22 protein-coding genes are annotated in these 19,441 nt (G+C 50.1%); 21 read left to right on the top strand and 1 reads right to left on the bottom strand.

The window, feature by feature from the left end; all coding sequences use genetic code 11:
* Positions 1-88: 88 nt before the first annotated feature.
* Complete coding sequence (locus AC0L4K_RS13390) at positions 89-301, top strand: hypothetical protein (protein ID WP_473266629.1); 213 nt, start codon at positions 89-91, stop codon at positions 299-301.
* 38 nt (positions 302-339) lie between these two features.
* Positions 340-777, top strand: coding sequence for a M15 family metallopeptidase (locus AC0L4K_RS13385; RefSeq protein WP_473266627.1), 438 nt, complete (start codon positions 340-342; stop codon positions 775-777).
* An 11-nt stretch (positions 778-788) separates the two neighbouring features.
* Here the strand turns inward: AC0L4K_RS13385 and AC0L4K_RS13380 are convergent, their stop codons facing one another.
* The gene (locus AC0L4K_RS13380; protein ID WP_473266625.1) at positions 789-1,265 is read right to left on the bottom strand and encodes a cyclic nucleotide-binding domain-containing protein; all 477 of its coding nucleotides are present in this window, start codon (positions 1,263-1,265) and stop codon (positions 789-791) included.
* A gap of 420 nt (positions 1,266-1,685) precedes the next feature.
* On the opposite strand from AC0L4K_RS13380, the gene pcaF reads away from it, so the two are divergent.
* From pcaF to AC0L4K_RS13285, 19 genes are all read left to right on the top strand, one after another.
* A complete protein-coding gene (pcaF, locus tag AC0L4K_RS13375) occupies positions 1,686-2,894 on the top strand; it encodes a 3-oxoadipyl-CoA thiolase (protein ID WP_417226883.1) in 1,209 nt (402 codons plus the stop codon).
* A 96-nt stretch (positions 2,895-2,990) separates the two neighbouring features.
* Positions 2,991-4,301, top strand: coding sequence for a phenylacetate--CoA ligase PaaK (gene paaK / locus AC0L4K_RS13370; RefSeq protein ID WP_417226885.1), 1,311 nt, complete (start codon positions 2,991-2,993; stop codon positions 4,299-4,301).
* A gap of 85 nt (positions 4,302-4,386) precedes the next feature.
* Positions 4,387-5,331 carry a 1,2-phenylacetyl-CoA epoxidase subunit PaaA gene (paaA, locus tag AC0L4K_RS13365; protein ID WP_417226887.1) on the top strand — a complete coding sequence of 315 codons (945 nt, stop codon included), beginning with the start codon at positions 4,387-4,389 and terminating at the stop codon, positions 5,329-5,331.
* Positions 5,332-5,343: 12 nt separating this feature from the next.
* Positions 5,344-5,637 carry a 1,2-phenylacetyl-CoA epoxidase subunit PaaB gene (gene paaB / locus AC0L4K_RS13360; RefSeq protein WP_417226889.1) on the top strand — a complete coding sequence of 98 codons (294 nt, stop codon included), beginning with the start codon at positions 5,344-5,346 and terminating at the stop codon, positions 5,635-5,637.
* Between the two features lie 15 nt (positions 5,638-5,652).
* Complete coding sequence (gene paaC, locus AC0L4K_RS13355) at positions 5,653-6,417, top strand: 1,2-phenylacetyl-CoA epoxidase subunit PaaC (protein ID WP_417226891.1); 765 nt, start codon at positions 5,653-5,655, stop codon at positions 6,415-6,417.
* Positions 6,418-6,422: 5 nt separating this feature from the next.
* Positions 6,423-6,962 (top strand): 1,2-phenylacetyl-CoA epoxidase subunit PaaD, encoded by a 540-nt coding sequence (gene paaD / locus AC0L4K_RS13350; RefSeq protein ID WP_417226893.1) that lies wholly within the window; start codon positions 6,423-6,425, stop codon positions 6,960-6,962.
* 36 nt (positions 6,963-6,998) lie between these two features.
* Positions 6,999-8,096 carry a 1,2-phenylacetyl-CoA epoxidase subunit PaaE gene (paaE, locus tag AC0L4K_RS13345; protein ID WP_417226895.1) on the top strand — a complete coding sequence of 366 codons (1,098 nt, stop codon included), beginning with the start codon at positions 6,999-7,001 and terminating at the stop codon, positions 8,094-8,096.
* Positions 8,097-8,527: 431 nt separating this feature from the next.
* Positions 8,528-9,007, top strand: a complete 480-nt coding sequence (locus AC0L4K_RS13340) for a MarR family winged helix-turn-helix transcriptional regulator (protein WP_417226897.1) — start codon at positions 8,528-8,530, stop codon at positions 9,005-9,007.
* Positions 9,008-9,387: 380 nt separating this feature from the next.
* Positions 9,388-10,521, top strand: coding sequence for an amidase (locus tag AC0L4K_RS13335; protein ID WP_417226899.1), 1,134 nt, complete (start codon positions 9,388-9,390; stop codon positions 10,519-10,521).
* A gap of 3 nt (positions 10,522-10,524) precedes the next feature.
* Positions 10,525-11,673: an acyl-CoA dehydrogenase family protein gene (locus tag AC0L4K_RS13330; protein ID WP_417226900.1), complete on the top strand. Its 1,149-nt coding sequence runs from the start codon at positions 10,525-10,527 to the stop codon at positions 11,671-11,673.
* Positions 11,674-11,721: 48 nt separating this feature from the next.
* Positions 11,722-12,081: an IacB protein gene (locus AC0L4K_RS13325; RefSeq protein ID WP_417226902.1), complete on the top strand. Its 360-nt coding sequence runs from the start codon at positions 11,722-11,724 to the stop codon at positions 12,079-12,081.
* Positions 12,082-12,102: 21 nt separating this feature from the next.
* The gene (locus AC0L4K_RS13320; protein ID WP_417226904.1) at positions 12,103-12,624 is read left to right on the top strand and encodes a nuclear transport factor 2 family protein; all 522 of its coding nucleotides are present in this window, start codon (positions 12,103-12,105) and stop codon (positions 12,622-12,624) included.
* Between the two features lie 54 nt (positions 12,625-12,678).
* Positions 12,679-13,956, top strand: coding sequence for an aromatic ring-hydroxylating oxygenase subunit alpha (locus tag AC0L4K_RS13315; RefSeq protein ID WP_417226906.1), 1,278 nt, complete (start codon positions 12,679-12,681; stop codon positions 13,954-13,956).
* Positions 13,957-13,982: 26 nt separating this feature from the next.
* Positions 13,983-14,462 carry an aromatic-ring-hydroxylating dioxygenase subunit beta gene (locus AC0L4K_RS13310; RefSeq protein WP_417226907.1) on the top strand — a complete coding sequence of 160 codons (480 nt, stop codon included), beginning with the start codon at positions 13,983-13,985 and terminating at the stop codon, positions 14,460-14,462.
* Between the two features lie 10 nt (positions 14,463-14,472).
* Positions 14,473-15,234 (top strand): SDR family NAD(P)-dependent oxidoreductase, encoded by a 762-nt coding sequence (locus AC0L4K_RS13305; RefSeq protein WP_417226909.1) that lies wholly within the window; start codon positions 14,473-14,475, stop codon positions 15,232-15,234.
* An 81-nt stretch (positions 15,235-15,315) separates the two neighbouring features.
* Positions 15,316-16,272 carry a PDR/VanB family oxidoreductase gene (locus AC0L4K_RS13300; RefSeq protein ID WP_417226911.1) on the top strand — a complete coding sequence of 319 codons (957 nt, stop codon included), beginning with the start codon at positions 15,316-15,318 and terminating at the stop codon, positions 16,270-16,272.
* Between the two features lie 245 nt (positions 16,273-16,517).
* Positions 16,518-17,534 (top strand): TRAP transporter substrate-binding protein, encoded by a 1,017-nt coding sequence (locus tag AC0L4K_RS13295; RefSeq protein ID WP_417226913.1) that lies wholly within the window; start codon positions 16,518-16,520, stop codon positions 17,532-17,534.
* Positions 17,535-17,545: 11 nt separating this feature from the next.
* On the top strand, positions 17,546-18,097 hold the full coding sequence (locus AC0L4K_RS13290) for a TRAP transporter small permease (RefSeq protein ID WP_473266618.1): 552 nt from the start codon (positions 17,546-17,548) through the stop codon (positions 18,095-18,097).
* 3 nt (positions 18,098-18,100) lie between these two features.
* Positions 18,101-19,417: a TRAP transporter large permease gene (locus AC0L4K_RS13285; protein ID WP_473266616.1), complete on the top strand. Its 1,317-nt coding sequence runs from the start codon at positions 18,101-18,103 to the stop codon at positions 19,415-19,417.
* Positions 19,418-19,441: the final 24 nt, after the last annotated feature.

The following is a 19,441-nucleotide window of genomic DNA, read 5'->3' as shown; positions in this document are numbered from 1 at the left end:
TTCTTGTGCTATCAGTCGATAGCCATGAGTCTCTGTCAGCGCCTGTTATAGTCAGTTATTTATTATCGGCATGTGTCTGGAGAGGCTGATGACCCGCTTTACCCCTTCCTCTGCTGAGGTATTGGCCGTTCCCATTGTGGAGTGTGGTGAACCGTTGGTGGATATTCGCCGAATGGGAGGTCTCGAATATGGCCCCCTCCGGAGTGTCCAGCCACCCTCAACGACTATACCTTTGGCCGTCATGGGACCGATCTTCGCTTGTTGCATGCGCAGTCATTACTCCCTGAGGGTATCCGGCTGAAATTGTATGAAGGTTATCGCAGCCTGACGGTGCAGTAAATGCTATTCGACCATGAACTAGCGCGACTGCGCTATTGTCAGCCTAGTTTGGATGATGCTGCATTATTTATTGCCGCTACCCGAATGGTGTCAGCGGTGACCTATCCTGATGGCTCAACGCAGCTGCCACCCAATAATAGCGGTGCAGCGGTGGATCTGTTCTTAATAGATGAGCAGGGCGCTATGCTCGATTTTGGTATGGATATCTATCGTTGGAATGAAACTGACCCAGACCCAGACCTATGTTTAAGTCATTGTTCGACGCTCAGTGAGCAGGCGATGGCTAACCGACGCTTGCTTGCCAACGTAATGAGCACGGTCGGCTTGGTTAATTATCAGCAAGAGTGGTGGCACTTTTCTTACTGTGATCGTTTTTGGGCCTACCTGACCGGCCACAAAAGTGCACTCTCTGGTGCTATACAGCCTTCATCAGATTGAGTTTGCTGCTTTTAGGAGCGTTCTACCAGTATATTGTTGGTCTTTCTTAATGTTCGGGCCATCTCGCGGGCTAGGTTCATCATCAAGATACCGAACTCCATAGGCTGACTCAGATGAAAATCATGAAATGTGTCTGAGTCTATCTCTAATGAGATCACCGCTTCGCAGGCTTCGGCGCGACCGACACGATCATGAAGGGCAATCATGCTAACAAAACCGATCTGCTCGCCGGGGTTGAAGGTGCGGATATAGGCATAGCGACCGTCATGAAATTTATAATAGGCCACCGAGCCCTGCAGAATAATGTGAAAACTATTGCCTGGCTGTGCCGGACTGAAGAGTTCGTCTGCGGCATTAAAACGCCTTATCACCCCATGATCTAATAACCAGCGGATTGCGCTTTCCGGCAGTGCCCCAAACACCGACGCGTTGGCAAGCTGACTTAATTCGCAGCTTGTTAGAAGCGTTTGGGTGGTGATTCTTTCCATTGTTGCTTCCTCTACATCTTACCCTGTTAAGTCTAGTCGGCTTGCCATTATTGTCAGCCTTTTTATTGCGGTTCGCATGACGCAGGCAGGATGGCGGCCGGTTAATTATGCTGGATATTAGCAGGCGTTATTCTGATCGCCATCTATACTTTTATAAGTGATGTTGATTGATACATTTTTTGTTTAATGTGCCTGAATTAAGTTTCATAAATAAGAGCTGATGTGGGATTAGTAATGAATATATTTCATCTAGGCGGCATTTCCATTGGTCTTAAAGTGATACATAAAAGTTGTCAATCATGATGATTTGTGTAATATTAACTCAATCCGGGAATGACGGACTTTATTGTCACCACAGTTTTCCACACTGATTGACGCTATGTTGTGCGTTCTCAGGAAAATAGAAATGAGGAAATAATAATGACAGATGCCTATATCTGCGATGCTATCCGTACCCCCTTTGGGCGTTACGGTGGCGGTCTTTCTGCTGTTCGGGCTGACGATCTGGGTGCGGTGCCTTTGAAGGCATTGATAGATCGTAATCCACAGGTGGACTGGTCTCAGGTAGATGATGTTATCTACGGAAATGCCAATCAGGCGGGTGAAGATAACCGTAATGTTGCACGTATGTCCGCGCTACTGGCGGGGATGCCAACCGAGGTGCCAGGCACCACGGTTAACCGTCTGTGTGGTTCAGGTATGGATGCCATTGGTATGGCAGCGCGGGCGATTAAAGCCGGCGAAACTCAATTGATGATTGCAGGTGGTTGTGAGTCGATGTCACGGGCACCGTTCGTGATGGGTAAAGCAGAAGCTGCATTTAGTCGCACACCGAATGGACTGTATGACACCACTATCGGTTGGCGTTTCATCAACAAAAAGATGAAAGAGCAATACGGCGTCGATAGTATGCCGGAGACTGCTGAAAACGTCGCTGAAGAGTTCAACATCTCTCGCGAAGATCAGGATCTGTTTGCGCTGCGTAGTCAGCAAAAAACCGCCGCCGCGATGGCAAAAGGTCTTTTCGATGAAGAGATTGTGCCGGTCATTATTCCTCAGCGTAAGGGTGAACCATTAGTGGTTGATACCGATGAGCATCCTCGCGCATCAACAACCTTGCAAGATCTCGCTAAATTGAAAGCGCCTTTTCGCGCCGGAGGTTCGGTTACAGCGGGTAACGCTTCTGGCGTTAATGATGGTGCCTGTGCATTGCTGATCGCCTCGAAAGCCGCAGCAGATAAATACGGCCTGACCCCGAAAGCTCGAGTCGTCGGTATGGCGACGGCGGGTCTCGCGCCACGGATTATGGGTTTTGGTCCATCGCCAGCGACCAAAAAGGTACTGGCACAAACCGGTCTGACGTTAGATCAGATGGATGTCATTGAGCTGAATGAAGCGTTTGCGGCTCAAGGCTTAGCGGTCATGCGAGATTTAGGTTTGGAAGATGATGCCGCGCATGTGAACCCGAACGGCGGTGCTATTTCATTAGGGCATCCTCTGGGAGCCAGTGGCGCGCGTCTTGTGATGACGTCGATGTATCAATTGCACCGTACCGGTGGCCGTTATGCGCTGTGCACCATGTGTATTGGCGTCGGACAAGGAATCGCGATGATCATCGAACGCGTGTAAGACTGTTCATCAGCTCGGCAGAACCGAATGTTTGCCGAGCTGCTATTTACCCTGTGCTGAATGCCTGAAATATAAGAAATACAGGACGACAAAATTATGAAATATGAGAAGCATCCCCGCCGGGCTTTAGACCCGATTGAAACCGCCAGTATTGATGAGCTTCGTGCCCTGCAGCTCGTGCGTATGCAGTGGAGTATCGCCCATGCTTATAACAATGTGCCGGCCTACAAGCGTCTATGTGACGAGGCTGGGGTTCACCCTTTTGAACTGAAACAGCTAGAAGATCTGAGTCTGTTTCCTTTCACGACCAAATCTTATCTGCGCGATGCTTATCCGTTTGATTCCTTCGCCGTGCCAATGGATGACGTTGTGCGGGTGCATGCCTCATCCGGTACGACCGGTAAACCAACCGTTGTCGGTTATACCCAGAATGATATTAATGTCTGGGCTGATGTAGTGGCGCGTTCAATCCGTGCGGCGGGTGGTCATGCCGGCGATAAAGTCCATATCTCTTACGGTTACGGTTTGTTTACCGGTGGGATGGGTGCTCATTATGGTGCTGAACGTTTGGGTTGTACTGTTATTCCGATGTCGGGCGGCCAGACGGAGAAACAGGTTCAGCTGATGAACGATTTTGATCCCGATATCATCATGGTGACCCCTTCTTATATGCTCAACATTATCGATGAGATGGAGCGCCAAGGATTAGATCCTCATAAGATGGCGCTTCGTTGTGGCATCTTTGGTGCCGAGCCTTGGACCGATGAGATGCGTAAAAACATCGAACATCGTTTAGGTATTGATGCCGTGGATATCTATGGTCTGTCTGAAGTGATGGGACCTGGTGTGGCACAAGAATGTATCGAAACCAAAGATGGTCCAACTATCTGGGAAGATCATTTCTACCCTGAAATTATCGATCCGAATACCGGTGCAGTATTACCAGACGGTGAGTACGGCGAGCTGGTGTTTACCTCTCTGACCAAAGAAGCGTTGCCGATTATTCGTTATCGTACCCGTGATTTGACCCGCCTATTGCCGGGTACTGCGCGTCCAATGCGCCGGATCGACAAAATTACCGGCCGTTCCGATGACATGATGATTATCCGTGGTGTGAATGTCTTCCCGACCCAGATCGAAGAACAGATTTTGAAGATTTCTGCTCTGGCTCCGCACTATGAAATTGTGGTTGAGAAGCAGGGCAACCTCGACACCGTACTGATCAAGGTCGAGCTAACCCAGGGCGGCTTGAGTGCACATCAGGATCAAGTGGCGAAAGAACTAGCTCACCATATTAAAGCGGTGGTTGGTATCTCTACCAAGATCGATATTTTGCAGCCGGGAGCTATTCCTCGCTCCGAAGGTAAGGCCAAGCGGGTTTTTGATAACCGCCCTAAAATAAAATAACACGGGTGCCCTGTTGTGGGGTCGCCAACGACATGTCATCGCGAAAGACCTGTTTGGGTCTTAAACCGAAGTGGAGACGATTGAAATGACAATACCTCAAGAAGAAAACTTCATGCGTAAGATTTCGGCCGAAGAGAAAATTGAGCCGAAAGACTGGATGCCGGATGCCTATCGTAAGAACCTGATTCGTCAGATCTCACAGCATGCGCACTCTGAAATCATTGGCATGCAGCCAGAAGGAAACTGGATTACTCGGGCACCTTCTTTGCGTCGTAAGGCGGTACTGCTGTCCAAAGTTCAGGATGAAGCGGGTCACGGTCTGTATCTTTACAGTGCCTGTGAAACGCTGGGTATTTCCCGTTCTGAGATGATCGAGCAGCTACAAACGGGTGCCGCTAAGTACTCTTCAATCTTCAACTATCCGACCCTTACTTGGGCGGATGTTGGCGCGATTGGCTGGTTGGTTGATGGTGCGGCGATTGTGAACCAAGTTTCTTTGCAGCGTACCTCATACGGCCCATATTCACGGGGCATGATTCGTATTTGTAAAGAGGAATCCTTCCATCAGCGTCAAGGTTATGAAGCCATGCTAGCGCTGGCGAAAGGTTCTGAAGGACAGAAAGCGATGGCTCAAGATGCCCTCGATCGCTTTTACTGGCCTGCCTTGATGATGTTTGGACCACACGATTCGGAGTCCGCGCATTCGCAGAAATCGATGGAATGGAAAATCAAACGTGAAACCAACGATGATCTGCGACAAAAGTTCATCGATCAAACGGTGCAGCAGATTGAAGTGCTGGGTCTGGAACATCCAGACAAAGCGATTAAATGGAATGAAGAGCGGGGTCACTACGATAGCAGTGATCTGAACTGGGATGAGTTCTGGAGTGTTATCAACGGTAACGGCCACTGTAACCGTCAACGTATTGAACACCATGTAGCGGCTCATGAAGAAGGTGAGTGGGTACGTGATGCGATCACCGCCTATAACGAAAAGAAACGTGCCCAAAAAGCACAGAACGCGGCATAAGGGGTAACTGAGATGACAACGACAACTGAAAAGCTGGAACTGTTTGAGGTATTTGTGCGTTCCAAGCGTGGCTTGGACCACAAGCATATCGGCAGCCTGCATGCCGAAGATCATGAACAAGCGCTGGAATATGCCCGCGACTGTTACACCCGCCGTAGTGAAGGTGTCAGTATCTGGGTTGTTAAATCCAATGATATTTGCGCTTCTCAGGAAGACGATGCAGATTGCTTCTATGATCCGAGCGATGACAAACCTTATCGTCATGCAACGTATTATGTTTTGCCTGACCCCGTCAACAACATGTAATTGGGGAGAGCCTGCATGAGTGATCAAATGAAAAATGCACTGCTGGAATACACGACCCGTCTGGGCGATGACGCGGTAGTACTTGGCCACCGGATTTCTGAATGGGTGAGCTATGGGCCTTTCCTCGAAGAGGATATCGCCTACGGTAACGTGGCCCTCGATTATATTGGCCGTGCCCGGATGCTTTATACCTATGCCGCCGAGTTGGCTGATGATGGCCGTGACGAAGACGATTTCGCCTATATGCGCAATGATCGTGAATATCACAACCTGCTATTGTTGGAACTGCCGAAAGGGGATTTTGCCTATTCGCAGATCCGTCAGCTGTTTGCTGATGTGTATTACACCCTGATGTTGCCACAGCTACTGCAATCTAAAGATGAACGGTTAGCGGCGATCGCCGCCAAAGCGATTAAAGAAACCAAATACCATCTGCGTCGCAGCCGTGACTGGGTGCTACGTCTTGGTGATGGCACTGAAGAGAGTCATCAACGGGCTCAGAAAGCCCTCGATCAGCTATGGGGTTACACCCATGAACTGTTCGATATGGATGAAACTGAACAACTGTTGGCAGATGCCGGTATCGGTGTCGATGTGTCGGTTTTGCGGGATGATTGGCTGGCGATGGTGACTGAGATTATCACTAACGCGACCTTGAGCGTGCCTGAAGATAGTTGGGCCGTGCGTGGTGGTCGTATTGGTTATCATACCGAAAATCTAGGTCACATGCTGACTGAAATGCAGATTGTGCACCGTTCTCACCCCGGCTGTAAGTGGTAAGGGCTATGAATGAAATCTCTCTGATGGCTGAAGAGCACTACCAGCGTCTGCAACAGCGTAATGCTGATGACGTTAAAGTGCTCTGGGATCTTCTGGATGCGGTTAAAGACCCCGAGGTGCCGGCGTTAAGCATCTGGGATCTGGGCATATTGCGGGATATCCAACGTAATGGTGATCAAATTGTGATCATCATTACACCGACGTACTCCGGTTGCCCGGCAATGGATAATATCAGCACCGATGTTGTTCAGTGTCTGAACGAACATGGCTACGCCGATGTGACGGTGAAAATGTCACTGTCGCCGGCGTGGAGTTCCGAGTGGATGTCACCCGAGGGACGCATCAAGTTGCGCCAATATGGTATCGCCCCGCCGGAAGATGCGGAGCTGGATGCGGATGGCCTGACGCCCGATGCGCACGCCGCCTGTCCCCACTGCGGATCACGCAATACCCGCAGAGTCAGTGAGTTTGGTTCAACCGCCTGTAAAGCACTGTTTCAGTGTGACGATTGCGGTGAACCGTTCGATTATTTCAAAAAGATCTGATCTCGTATCAGCTCTGATAAAAACAATAGGTGAAGCATGTCTGACACCAATTTTTACACGCTGAAAGTCGCCGATGTACAGCCCGAAACGGATACAGCGATCTGCGTAACCTTCGCGGTTCCGGCCGACCTAACCGATAAGTTCCGCTTTATACAGGGGCAGTTTCTGACCCTGCGAGCGACCATTGATGGTGAAGAAGTACGTCGTTCCTATTCGATCTGCTCCGGTATTCATGATGGCCATATGCGGGTCGGCATCAAACGAGTTAAGAACGGGCGCTTCTCAAACTACGCCAATGATGTTTTTAAACCGGGTATGTCGGTGGATGTGATGCCGCCTCAGGGCAGTTTCTATACCGAACTGAACCCGGCTAACAGCAAAAACTATATGTGCTTGGCCGTCGGCTCGGGTATTACGCCGATGATCTCCATCATGAAGTCGATTCTTGATACCGAGCCGGGTTCCAAAGTGACTCTGATCTACGGTAACCGTCGCAGCAACTCGGTGATGTTTAAAGAGGAACTGAACTTCGTTAAAAACCGTTTTATGGATCGCTTCCATTGGATCAATATCATGGATTATGAAGATCAGGGCGCGGATCTGCTCAATGGTCGCATCGATAATGCTAAAGGCTATGCACTGCAAAAAGCGGGTCTGATCGATATCAAAAATGTAGATGACGCCTTTATCTGTGGTCCTGAAGCGATGATGTCGGAAATCTCACGGGGCTTCCGGTTGGAAGGCCTAAGCGATGAACAGATCCATTACGAACTGTTTGCTAACTCATCCGCTGACTCGAAAGAGATGCTGGAAAAAGCGGCTAAACGTAAAGAACAGTTTGGTGAAGAGAAAACCTCTAAAGTGACCGTGCGGGCTGATGGACGGGCGGTGATGTTCGATTTGGCGACCGTGGGTGAAAATATCCTAGATGCCGGTATGCACAATGGCATGGATCTTCCTTACTCCTGTAAAGCGGGGGTTTGCTCAACCTGTAAATGTAAGCTGGTTGAAGGCGAGGTCGATATGGATATTTCTCATGGTTTAGAAAAGCATGAAATCGAAGCGGGTTATATCCTTAGCTGTCAGGCACACCCAATCACCGATACTGTGGTGGTCGATTTCGATCAGCGCTAACCGCTAACCGCATCGCTCTGCCAACCTAGGTAGATGCGAATAGACTTAAAAGCCACCTAAACGTCTTCTTTGTGTTTACAAAGGGCACGGTTAGGTGGCTTTTTGTTATCCAATAACTATCGCTTAATCACTTGCCAATAGGGGTCATTGAATCCCTTTTTCTGGCCTTATCGAAAACGTTGCCTGTTAGGTTCTCTTAATCGTTGTATTTACTACGATATGCTGGAGGTGCGTTTAGACGGCTAGGCATGGCGTTGGCGCCGTTGTAAGCTTAATCACTATTGATTTACCGCATTTATCCGCGCATAAATGCCACTAATTCACCGTTTTGCGGGCGGCTGTACTCGTTTGTCTGACGTTTATTTGTTATGGTTGCGCCGAAATTAGGATTGGGTATCTCGTGCATGAGGCAGAGATGTTCAGGGGGTGTTATGGCGACTCAGTCTAAAAAGTTAGAAAAATATAATCCAGCCAGTGAATGTTTTGATATTCACGAATTTCCCTTTTATTGGGTAGCGCGGGTCAACGCACTGTATTCGGTAGAGATGGAAAAGACCCTCAAACCGATGGGCATGGATATCGCCCGCTGGCGGGTGGCAGCGATACTGCAATTTAACGGTCCATCGAGCATTTCTGAACTGGCGATACATGCGATCGGCAAACTGCCGACGATTACCAAAATCGTCTATCGGATGCGTGATGCTGGACTGGTTGAGGTGAATGCCAGCGAGAGTGATGGCCGGGTGGCGATTGTTTCCCTCACTGAAGAGGGGCATGAGAAGGTGGATGCAGTGCTTCAAACCACCACGAAGAAAGTTTTTTCTCGGGCCTTTAAAGGCTTTTCTGAGCCTCAGATTAAAAAAACGAATGAGCTGCTCAAACGATTATTTGTTAACTTATCGGAGGATTGACCTCTATTCGCCGCCCCTCGCGATAATTTTTTGGCTGTTCTGGCCATTTTTTTAATGCTATTTCGATTTCTTATATTTTTCATAGAGTTAAATCTGAATTTTTGTTTTATAAATTGATATTTACACGTCTATAAAAAATCTCCCAGCTGAATCTGCTAATCACTTTTGTCTTCATTTAAGTCATTGATTTTAAATTAATTATGTTTTTTGTTTTATTGGGTTAGAGTCCTTTTTATTCATTTAAGATGCATGTTAAAGGTTGAATATTCAAGTAAATTTAGTTGACAATTCAACCTTTAAGTAGAATTATTAGTCCATGACAAGGGCGTTGGGTTAAGCGATCAGCGGCCAATAATAAGAATGATAAGAGTGACCGGACTATGCCAATTTTCTCTCAACGGGTGTCACTAGGTGATGGTTTACGGGTTGCCGTAAAGGACAGCATCGATATTGAAGGGTTGCCAACGCGCTGTGGCAGCCGAGCGTTAGAGCATGCACTACCTGCGAGTCAGCATGCTGATGTGGTCGCGATGCTGTTACAGTCCGGCTGTCAGATTGTCGGTAAAACGACGCTGCATGAATTAGCGTACGGCATGACGGGCCTCAATCAGTGGGGTGGCACCCCCGTTAACTTTCGTTATCCCGATCTTATTCCAGGTGGTTCCTCTAGTGGTTCAGCAGTGGCTGTCGCCGCCGCTGAGGCCGATTTCTCTATCGGCACCGATACCGGTGGCTCTATTCGTGTACCGGCAGCCTGCTGCGGTGTGTTTGGTTTTAAACCCACTTTTGGTCGGCTGAGTCGCCGGGGGGTGATGCCTGAACAAAGCAGCCTTGATTGCGTCGGCGTGCTCGCTGATTCCGCCGATATGTTAATAACGGCGATGCAAGCGATAGAGCCCGGTTTCAAAACAGCACCGCTATCAGGTGATATTCGCCTCGGTGTGATCGAGGTCGTCGCCGATGAGGCGATCGATGCGTGTATCTCCGCATGCCTACAACGTACCCCATTTCAGTTACAACCGCTGACGTTAGCCGCCTTTAATGATGCCTTTACGGCCGGCATGGTGTTGATTAATGCTGAAACTTGGCATGCCTGTGGTCATCTACTCGACACCGGCAAGGTTGGCGATGATGTGGCGGCCCGCTTAGCTCAGGCTGCCCATACGACTGATCAGCAGGTCGCGGCTGCCGAGTCAATCCGTACGCAATTCAGTCAACAGGTTGATGCCGCGTTAGCGCAGGTAACGGCGTTAGTCTTGCCCACGCTTCCTGCTTTTCCGATGAGCCTTGCCGATGCGCAGGCAGGTAAAACCGATCTGAGTATTTCGACGTTTGTGCGGCCTTTTAATCTTTCGGGCCACCCGGCGATATCGATTCCCCTACAAACGTCAGACCAGCGCCCAGTGGGTTTGCAGTTGGTCGGCCGTAAAGGTGACGACGAACGTTTATGTGAACTTGCCCGGTTGTTGAGTGAGTTTATGCCTAATCAAAATAATAACCGTGTGGAGTTTTGAGTCATGACTGCCAACGTCATCAATAAAGACGCCTGGGGTGGAGCAGCAACATTTGATGCTCTGCTGGCTGATATCCGTAGCCGCCGCCAGGAGTTTGAGCAACAAAAATATATCTCACAAGACATCATCGAGCGTTTTAAGGCGATCGGTGTCTACCGTGCGCTAGTGCCTAAACGTTTTGGTGGTGATGAGAAATCGCCAACTGAGTTTTTGCAGATGGTTGAAGCGCTATCGGCTGCGGATGGCTCGGCAGGCTGGGTCGCCAGCTTTGGTATGAACCCGGTGTATTTAGCCAGCCTTCCCCTTGAGACCATTGAAAAAGTTTGGGCCGATAGTCCTGATGTCGTGTTTGCCGGCGGTATTTTTCCGCCGCAACCGGCACAGCGGGTCGAGGGTGGTTTTAAGGTTAAAGGCCGGTGGCAGTTTGGCAGTGGCTGTATGGGCGCTTCTCTCTGTGGCGTGGGTATTCTGCCGGATGATGGCGAATCCTTACCGCGTATGGCGGTGATGCCAAGAGAACAAGTGAACATCGATATGACTTGGAACGTTGTCGGCATGGTTGGGACAGGCTCCCACGATCTGGTGGTTGATGACGTGATAGTGCCGGAAGAATGGACTTTCACGCGGGGCGGAAAATCGAATTTAGATGACCCATTCTTTAAATATCCATCGTTGGCGTTTGCGGCACAGGTACTGGCAGTAACGACATTAGGACTGGCCCGTGAAGCTATTGATGTGGTGCGCGGTATGGCCGCTGGACGACGCTCCGTTACCGGTGCCCCTAACCTCGGTGAGCGCGAATATGTGCAGATGGAGATCGCTAAGGCTGAAGCAAAAGTACGCTCATCCAAGGCCTTTTTCTATCAAGCTACCGATGAGGCTTGGGCCAGCATTCTTGACGGTGAGGTGCCTACGCCAGAGCAGATCAGCATGCTGCGTTTATCCGCCACCAATTTAACCCACGAATGCGCCGAAGCGATTCGTATTGCTTATCAGGTATCAGGTATGACCGGTGCCTATAACGACCACCCACTGTCGCGCATTATGCGTGATTCCATGATGTGCACACAGCACGCCTTCATGGGGGCGATCACCTATAAAAATGCCGGGGCGATGCTGTTTGATCATAAACCATTGCCTGGATATCTGTGATCCGCGGCACACCTTACATTAACCAACACTAATTTAAGCGAGATTGTTATGAGCGAAACTACGATGCACCGAGTTCTTTTCTGTATTGGCGTTAACCAAAACTTTATGGATGCGCCGCAAAGTGAGATGGGGGATGTATGGCAAGCCTTTAGCGGCATGATGAAAGGCATTGCTGATCTGCCGGGGGTGAATGTACTGGGCATTATGGACGACGACCGTCTGCAAGTCGGCCCTTCGACTAGTGCGCCTTGGACCGCCTATATTATGGCCGATGTGCCAGATCTGGAAACGGTGATTAAAGGTTGTGATCTGTTTCGTTCGACGCCGGTGGGCGATGGCACTTACAAGCTATGGAAATACTGCAAAGTTGAGGCCCGTATCGGTCGCGAACTTGTTGTACCTGCCTGATCACCTGTTGGGAGACTCACCATGGCTAGCCGAGAAACCGTTGCCTCTTTATCTAAACGTCTAGCGGCGTTTGAAGCGGAAAAGGCCGTTCGCCGTTGTATGAACCGGTATATGTACCTCTGTGATCGACTCGATGCCGGCTTTGAGCTGGATGATCTGATGGTGCTCTTCACTGACGATGCCGTCTGGGAAGGTCGTGGTGGTCGTTACGGTAAAACCTTCGGCTGTCACCAAGGAGCCGAGGCGATTCGGGCGATGTTTGCCAAATATACCCAACCACCGGCCCATTTTGAAACCAATGTTCACTTTCTTACCAGTGAGTTGATTGAGGTGGCTGAGCGTGATGCGCAGGGCAGTTGGGTGTTGTTACAAACCTCGACTTTCAGTAGCGGCAAATCTCAGTTGAGTAGTGCTCGGCTAACGGTGTCCTTTCGTTGTGATCACGGGCAGTGGCGTATTAGCCATTTCCAGACCGAGAGCTTATTTAACCGGCCCGTGTCAACGCCTTGGGATCAGCCGGCGGACCTGCCGGTGCCTGATTGAATACCCGGCCAACTAAGTACATGACGTTAATAACAAAAAATAGTGGGGAGCCCCATGAGCAAAATGATTGATGTAAAAAATATAGCGGCGGATTACCAAAATATGGTCAAGCCGGACAAGGTGCACAGTGCTCTTTATTCAAACCCCGAGATCTTTGAAGAAGAGCTGGATAAGATTTTTAACAGCACCTGGGTGTGGGTTGGACACGAAAGTGAAGTGCCAGACGTAGGCTCATACAAAACCGCCATGATTGGTCGCCATTCGGTCATTGTTAGTCGTGATCGCAAGAAGAAGATCCATGTCCTGCTGAATCGCTGCCGTCACCGGGCGGCCACCGTCTGTGAAGGGAAGAAGGGCAATACTAAAAGCTTTATGTGTCCTTATCACGGCTGGGGCTACTCCCTCGATGGTGCGCTGCGCGCCATTCCGAAGCCGGAAGAGTATGACGGCGTGTTGGACAAATCTGAACTGCCATTGATCAGTCTGCGTTATGAAACCTATCAAGGGCTGATTTTTGCTACCTTCAAAAATGATATTGAACCGCTGGAAGAGTTCCTTGGCGGAGCCAAAAAATGGATCGACCTGTTTGTTAAACAGGGCGGTGGCTATCCATTAAAAGTGTTAGGCGATCACCGTTTCCGTTTCCCGGGTAACTGGAAAATTCAGTTAGAAAATACCACCGATGCTTATCACTTCCCGATAGTGCATAAATCATTTGTCTCTTCGGTTGATGATCAGACCGCAGATATCTTCGACTTCCTCGATGGTGAAGGACATGTAGAAGATCTGGGCAATGGTCACAGTGTGATGGTGATGATCCCTGAACTGGTGGATCTTGAAGAGGATCTAGACGCGCCGATTCCGGGCCGTTTTCAGGCGTTGGCCGATGAGCTGGCGGCTGAAGGGCATAGTGATCTTGAAGTGCGCCGTATGGTACGTGCCGTGGGTGGTTCCGGCTTCAACCTGAATCTGTTCCCTAATGTGGCCTGTTCGATGGCGTTTTTCCGGGTACTGGCACCGGTTTCTGTGACCGAGACCGAGATTCACCATGTTGCCATCGGTGGCGAGGGTGCGCCGGCGGCATTTAACCAAACTCGTCTGCGTTTACATGAACATTTTCAAGGGCCTATGGGCTTTGGTACACCGGATGATGCTGAAGCATGGCAGCGGGTACAGAAAGGCTCTCAAGCGGGTGCCGATGAGTGGATCTTGCTGAATCGGGGTCAAGCTAATTTGACCACGAGCCCAGATGGCAATGTATCTGGTGCGGTGTGCTCTGAAACCGGTATGCGCGCTGCTTATCAGCAGTGGAAAAAGATGATGATTGCCTGATTGATCGGCTTTGAGGAGAAATAACAATGACAGATTTAAGTTTGCTGAATCAGGTGACTGACTTTATCAGTATCGAAGCCGATATGCTCGATTTCAGAGAGTATGAACAGTGGTTAACCCTGTGGAGCGAGAACGGTATGTATGTGGTGCCGATTGATCCCGACGAAACCGACTTCGCGAACAGCCTTAATTATGCCTATGACAAAGCTGAGATGCGTCGTTTACGGGTGAACCGTTTGCTCAGTGGTGAAGCGGTGTCGACCCAGACTACGGATAAAACCGTCCGTAGTGTGTCGCGTTTTCGCATTCTTGACGATAGCGATACGCAGGTGACAGTGCGTTGCGCCATGTTTCTTAGCGAATGTCGCTACGGCAAGCTGAGCAGCTATCCGGCAGATGTGACCTATACGCTGTTAAAGGAGGGGGACGGATTCAAGATCGAACAGAAAGTTATCCGCTTACAAAACTCCGATGCATATCTCAGCAGTATTGGTTACATCCTTTAAGGAGGCTTAGATGAATCAGGAAACGCATAACGATCAGGTGGCGTTAGTCACTGGCGCGGCGCAAGGCTTGGGTAAAGCGATTGCTCAAAGCCTGTTTAAGGCCGGCTTTCGGGTGGTGTTAACCGATATGAACGAAGCGGCAGTTAAAGCGACGGCGTTAGAGATTGATGCAAGTGAGCAGCGGGTGATGGCGCTACAACTGAATGTGCTTAACAAGGCCGATTTCAGCACGGCACTCGAGGCGACGGTGGTTCGCTTTGGTCAGGTGCATGCACTGGTGAACAATGCGGCGATGACACCCACTACCCCGGTAATGGAAATCACCGCCGAAGAGTTCGATCAAGTGGTCGGCGTGAATATGCGCGGCACCTTCTTTGGTTGCCAGGTGTTTGGGCAGTATTTTGCCGATAACGGCTACGGTCGCATCGTCAATATGGCGTCGCTGGCAGGGCAAAACGGTGGCACCGCATCGGGGGCTCATTATGCGTCCAGTAAAGGGGCCATTTTGACCATGACTAAAATCTTCGCTCGTCAGTTAGCCGAAGCGGGTGTCACGGTTAATTCCGTTGCTCCGGGACCTATCGACCTACCATCGGTACGGGCGCTGGTGCCCCCAGAGCGATTAGCTGAAATTATCGATCAGATGATTCCGGTTAAAGCGTTGGGTAATGCCGATTTTGTCGCCGATACGGTGACCCGTTTGGCTAGCCCCGAGGCTTCGTTTGTTACCGGTGCTGCCTGGGATGTTAATGGCGGCATCTTTATGCGCTAAGGCGTAATGACCGATTAGGTCGGCGTCGAAGACGGGCCGTGGGTACGGCCCGACAGTCATATATTTTTAAAGGGTGAGATGATGAGTGAACCACTAATCGATGTTGTTATTAGCCAGCGTGAAGATCAGGCTGACGCGGTGGCGGTCTTTGAACTTAAGGCTAAAGATGGCACCGCATTGCCTGGATTTGATGCCGGGTCCCACATTGATGTGCATGTCACCCCGGACATCGTGCGTCAGTATTCTTTGAGTAATGATCCGAGTATGAGTGACCGGTACCGACTCGGTATTCTTAACGATCCCAATTCCCGTGGTGGCTCGCAGGCGATTCACCATGATTTTAACGTCGGTAAAACACTGCAAATCAGTGCGCCGCGTAATCACTTCCCACTGGATCTGAGCGCCGCGCGCACGGTCTTGGTCGGCGGCGGTATCGGTATCACTCCGATGCTAACCATGGCCTATAGCTTACGAGCCGCGGGTAAAGCCTTTGAACTGCACTATTGCTGTCGTAGTCGCGCCAGTGCTGCGTTTCTCGATGAACTGGCTGCCGAGTTCGATGCCCATGTGTCGCTGCATTTTGATGATGAAGCGGATGAGCAACGTTTCGATCCTCAGCAAACATTAGCCCCGGCAGCAGCGGATACCCATGTGTATGTTTGTGGCCCATCTGGCTTTATGGATTGGGTGATTGGCACCGCAGAGACGGTCGGCTATGACAAACATAATGTCCACTTTGAATATTTTAACGCCGAGATTGATACCAGTGGAACGGCGTTTGAAGTGGTGGCCGAGCAAAGCGGTGTGACCGTGATGGTCGGCGAAGATCAGACCATTGTTGAGGCGTTATCCGCCGCCGGTATTGCCGTTGATGTTTCCTGTGAACAGGGTGTTTGTGGTACCTGTTTGTGTGATGTTTTGGAAGGCACACCGGATCATAAAGATAAGTTTTTGACCGATGAAGAGCGTGACGATAACGACCAGATTATTTTGTGTTGTTCTCGCTCGAAAAGTAAGCGGTTGGTGTTAGATATCTAACTGCGGGATCGCTTATCAGGCCTTCGCTATTAGGTAGGCCTGCAGCCGATGCAGGGCGATTAAACCGGGGTGAGTCTGTCTTTAAAAAGTTGAATTTTCAATTATTAAAGGCGGCGATATAGCGATAAAAAAAACAGGTCAACTAGACAGGGGTGATGATCTTAACGAGGCATAAAAACGCAGTATCAGTGAATAAAGCTTTGCCATAAAAACAGATAAAAAAGCGATAAACGGAGATTATAACAATGAAAAATTATCTTAAAACAGTTGCTGCTGGCGTGTTATTCGCCTCTACCGGTATGGCCAATGCCGATACAACACTGACGTTATCTTCTTGGCTTCCACCGACCCATCCAGTGGTGGCGCAGATGATTGTGCCCTGGACACAACAGGTTGAAGAGGTGACCGAAGGCCGGGTGAAAATCAATATTTTGGCCAAAGGGTTGGGACATCCAAAGATTCACTATGATATCGCCCGTGATGGTCTGGCGGATATTACCTATAGCGTTCACGGCTATACCCCGGGCCGGTTTACTTTAACTAAAGTGGTTGAGTTTCCCTTTGGTGGCAACAGTGCAGAAGCGCTGTCGGTGGCCTACTGGCGTGTACATCAAAAATACTTGGCGCAAGCGAATGAACACAAAGGTACACAGCTGCTGAGTGTCTTTACCCATGGCCCCGGTCAAATTCATAACAGCCAGAAAAAAGTCTCCACGGTGGCCGATCTAAAAGGGATGAAGCTGCGAGTGGGTGGTGGTGTGGTGAATGATGTTGCCAGAGCGCTTGATACCGTGCCGTTGTTGAAGCCCGCGTCGAAAAGTTATGAACTGCTGTCCCACGGTGTGGCCGATGGCACATTGCTGCCGATGGAATCCGTCACGGCGTTTAAAGTGCAAGATATTGTTAAGCACACCACGGTTGTCCCCGGTGGCTTATATAACATTAGTTTCTTCCTCGTGATGAATCGGGATCGCTTCAAGAGTGTTTCTGCAGCAGATCAGGCTGCCATCATGAGTGTTTCCGGTGAAGCCTTTGCCAAACTAGCGGGTCGCGCTTGGGATGCTGCCGATGCTAAAGCGCTAACGGCGATGAAAGCCAACGGTAATGAAATCACGACGGCAGACGCTGCTTTTATCAACGACGTGAAACAGCGCACCTCAACCCTCGAAGCCGAGTGGATTAAAGCTGCGAAGAAAAAGGGTGTTGATGGGGCAGCGGCATTGGCCGAACTGCGTCAGATCACTGCTGATTATCCTCAGTAAGCGAGGCTGTTATGAATATCCTTATCGCTGTGTTTAAGGCAAAGGTATGGATCAGTCCGCTCGAATTCTTATTCGAGCGGGTGCTGGCTTACACCGCCGCGTTGGCGATGTTTTTAATGATGGCGGTCACATTGGTGGACGTCATTGGCCGGGATCTGTTTGCTGCGCCGTTACCCGGCGGCTTTGAATTGACTGAACTTTTGTTGGCCGCGCTGATCTTTCTCGGTTTGCCGATGGTCACGGCCGAAGGTTCTCATGTGGACGTTGATCTCATGGACTCCACGGTGCCGGCTTTTCTCAAGCCGGTGCAGGATATAGCGGTGTGCTTGGTAAACGTCATCGTCTTTGGTGTGATGTCCTGGATGATGTGGAAGTTGGCGATTCGCACCTATGAATATCAAGACACCACCGCGATGTTAGAAATCCCCTACGCGGGGTTGGTGTTTCTGATGGCGGTGTGTTGTTCGCTTTCAACCTGGGCGTTGCTGCTGATGCTGCTGTTTAAACGGGGTAAAAAACTGTTTACCCGTCATGCTGATAAACCAACCCCCGAGGTGGAGTGATTTATGGAGATTAGTCTGATCGGCTTTGCCGTTTTGTTGCTTATCATCTTCGCCCGTGTGCCATTGGGCTTCGCGATGGCGCTGGTCGGGGTGTGCGGCTTTGCCTATGTGCAGCAGGTGGAGTTTGGTAATCCACGGGGCTGGGATGCGGCGTTAAATATGATCTCGCAGGTGTCCTTTGAAACCGGCTTATCGTATAGCCTTTCGGTGGTGCCGCTGTTTATCCTGATGGGTAATTTCATCACGGAGGCGGGACTATCCTCGCAGCTGTATCGTGCCTCCAATGCGTTTCTTGGGCATTTCAAAGGCGGTTTGGCCTTGGCTACGGTTGTCTCATGTGGTGCATTCTCGGCGGTCTGTGGTAGCTCTATGGCTACAGCGGCAACCATGTCAAAGGTGGCGATGCCATCGATGCGCAAATACAACTACTCCGATGAATTGGCCACCGGTTCGATTGCTGCCGGAGGCACACTGGGCATTCTGATTCCACCCAGTGTGATTCTGGTGGTGTACGGCATTATCACGGAAACCGATATCGGCTTGCTGTTTATCGCCGGACTGTTGCCTGGTTTACTCGGCATCATTCTGTATATGGCGGCGGTGACCGTCACCGTGAAACTGAAGCCGGAAAAAGGCCCTGCAGGGGAGCGATCCAGCTGGACTGAGCGACTAGTCGCGTTTAAAAACGTTTGGACGATCTGCTTGCTGTTTGTGGTGGTGATGGGGGGCATCTATAGCGGTGTGTTCACGCCAACCGAAGCGGCGGGTATCGGCGCATCGGGGGCTTTTTTTATCGCTTTGCTGCGTGGTCGTCTGACCTTTAAAAGTCTGGTTGAAACCCTCGTTGGTACGGTGAGAACTACCGCGATGCTGTTCTTCTTGGTGATTGGTGCGGTGCTGTTTTCTAACTTTATCAACCTCGCCGGATTGCCTGATTCGCTGCGCGATATGGTGCTGGAAATGAACCTCAGCCCGATCTGGGTGATTATGGCGATCATTGCTATCTATGTGTTACTAGGCTGTGTGCTCGAGAGTATGTCGATGATTCTGTTGACGGTGCCAGTCTTTTTTCCACTGGTTCAAGCATTGGGATTCGATCTGATCTGGTTCGGTATTTTGGTGGTTGTGGTCACCGAGATCAGTTTGATTACGCCGCCGGTGGGCTTAAATGTGTTCGTGCTCAAATCGGTGTTACCGGATGTCAGGCTCGCCACTATATTCAAAGGCGTCACGCCCTTTTGGATTGCCGATATTATTCGACTGGTGCTGATTGCAACGATCCCGGCGATCTCACTGCTGTTGCCTGGCATGGTTGGCTAGCACAATTTGATGGGTCGCGTGTCT

The sequence above is a fragment of the Amphritea sp. GJ51-11 genome, from assembly GCF_055808735.1.
The sequence above is the reverse complement of the archived record's forward strand: the minus strand, read 5'-3'. Positions and strand labels throughout refer to the sequence as shown.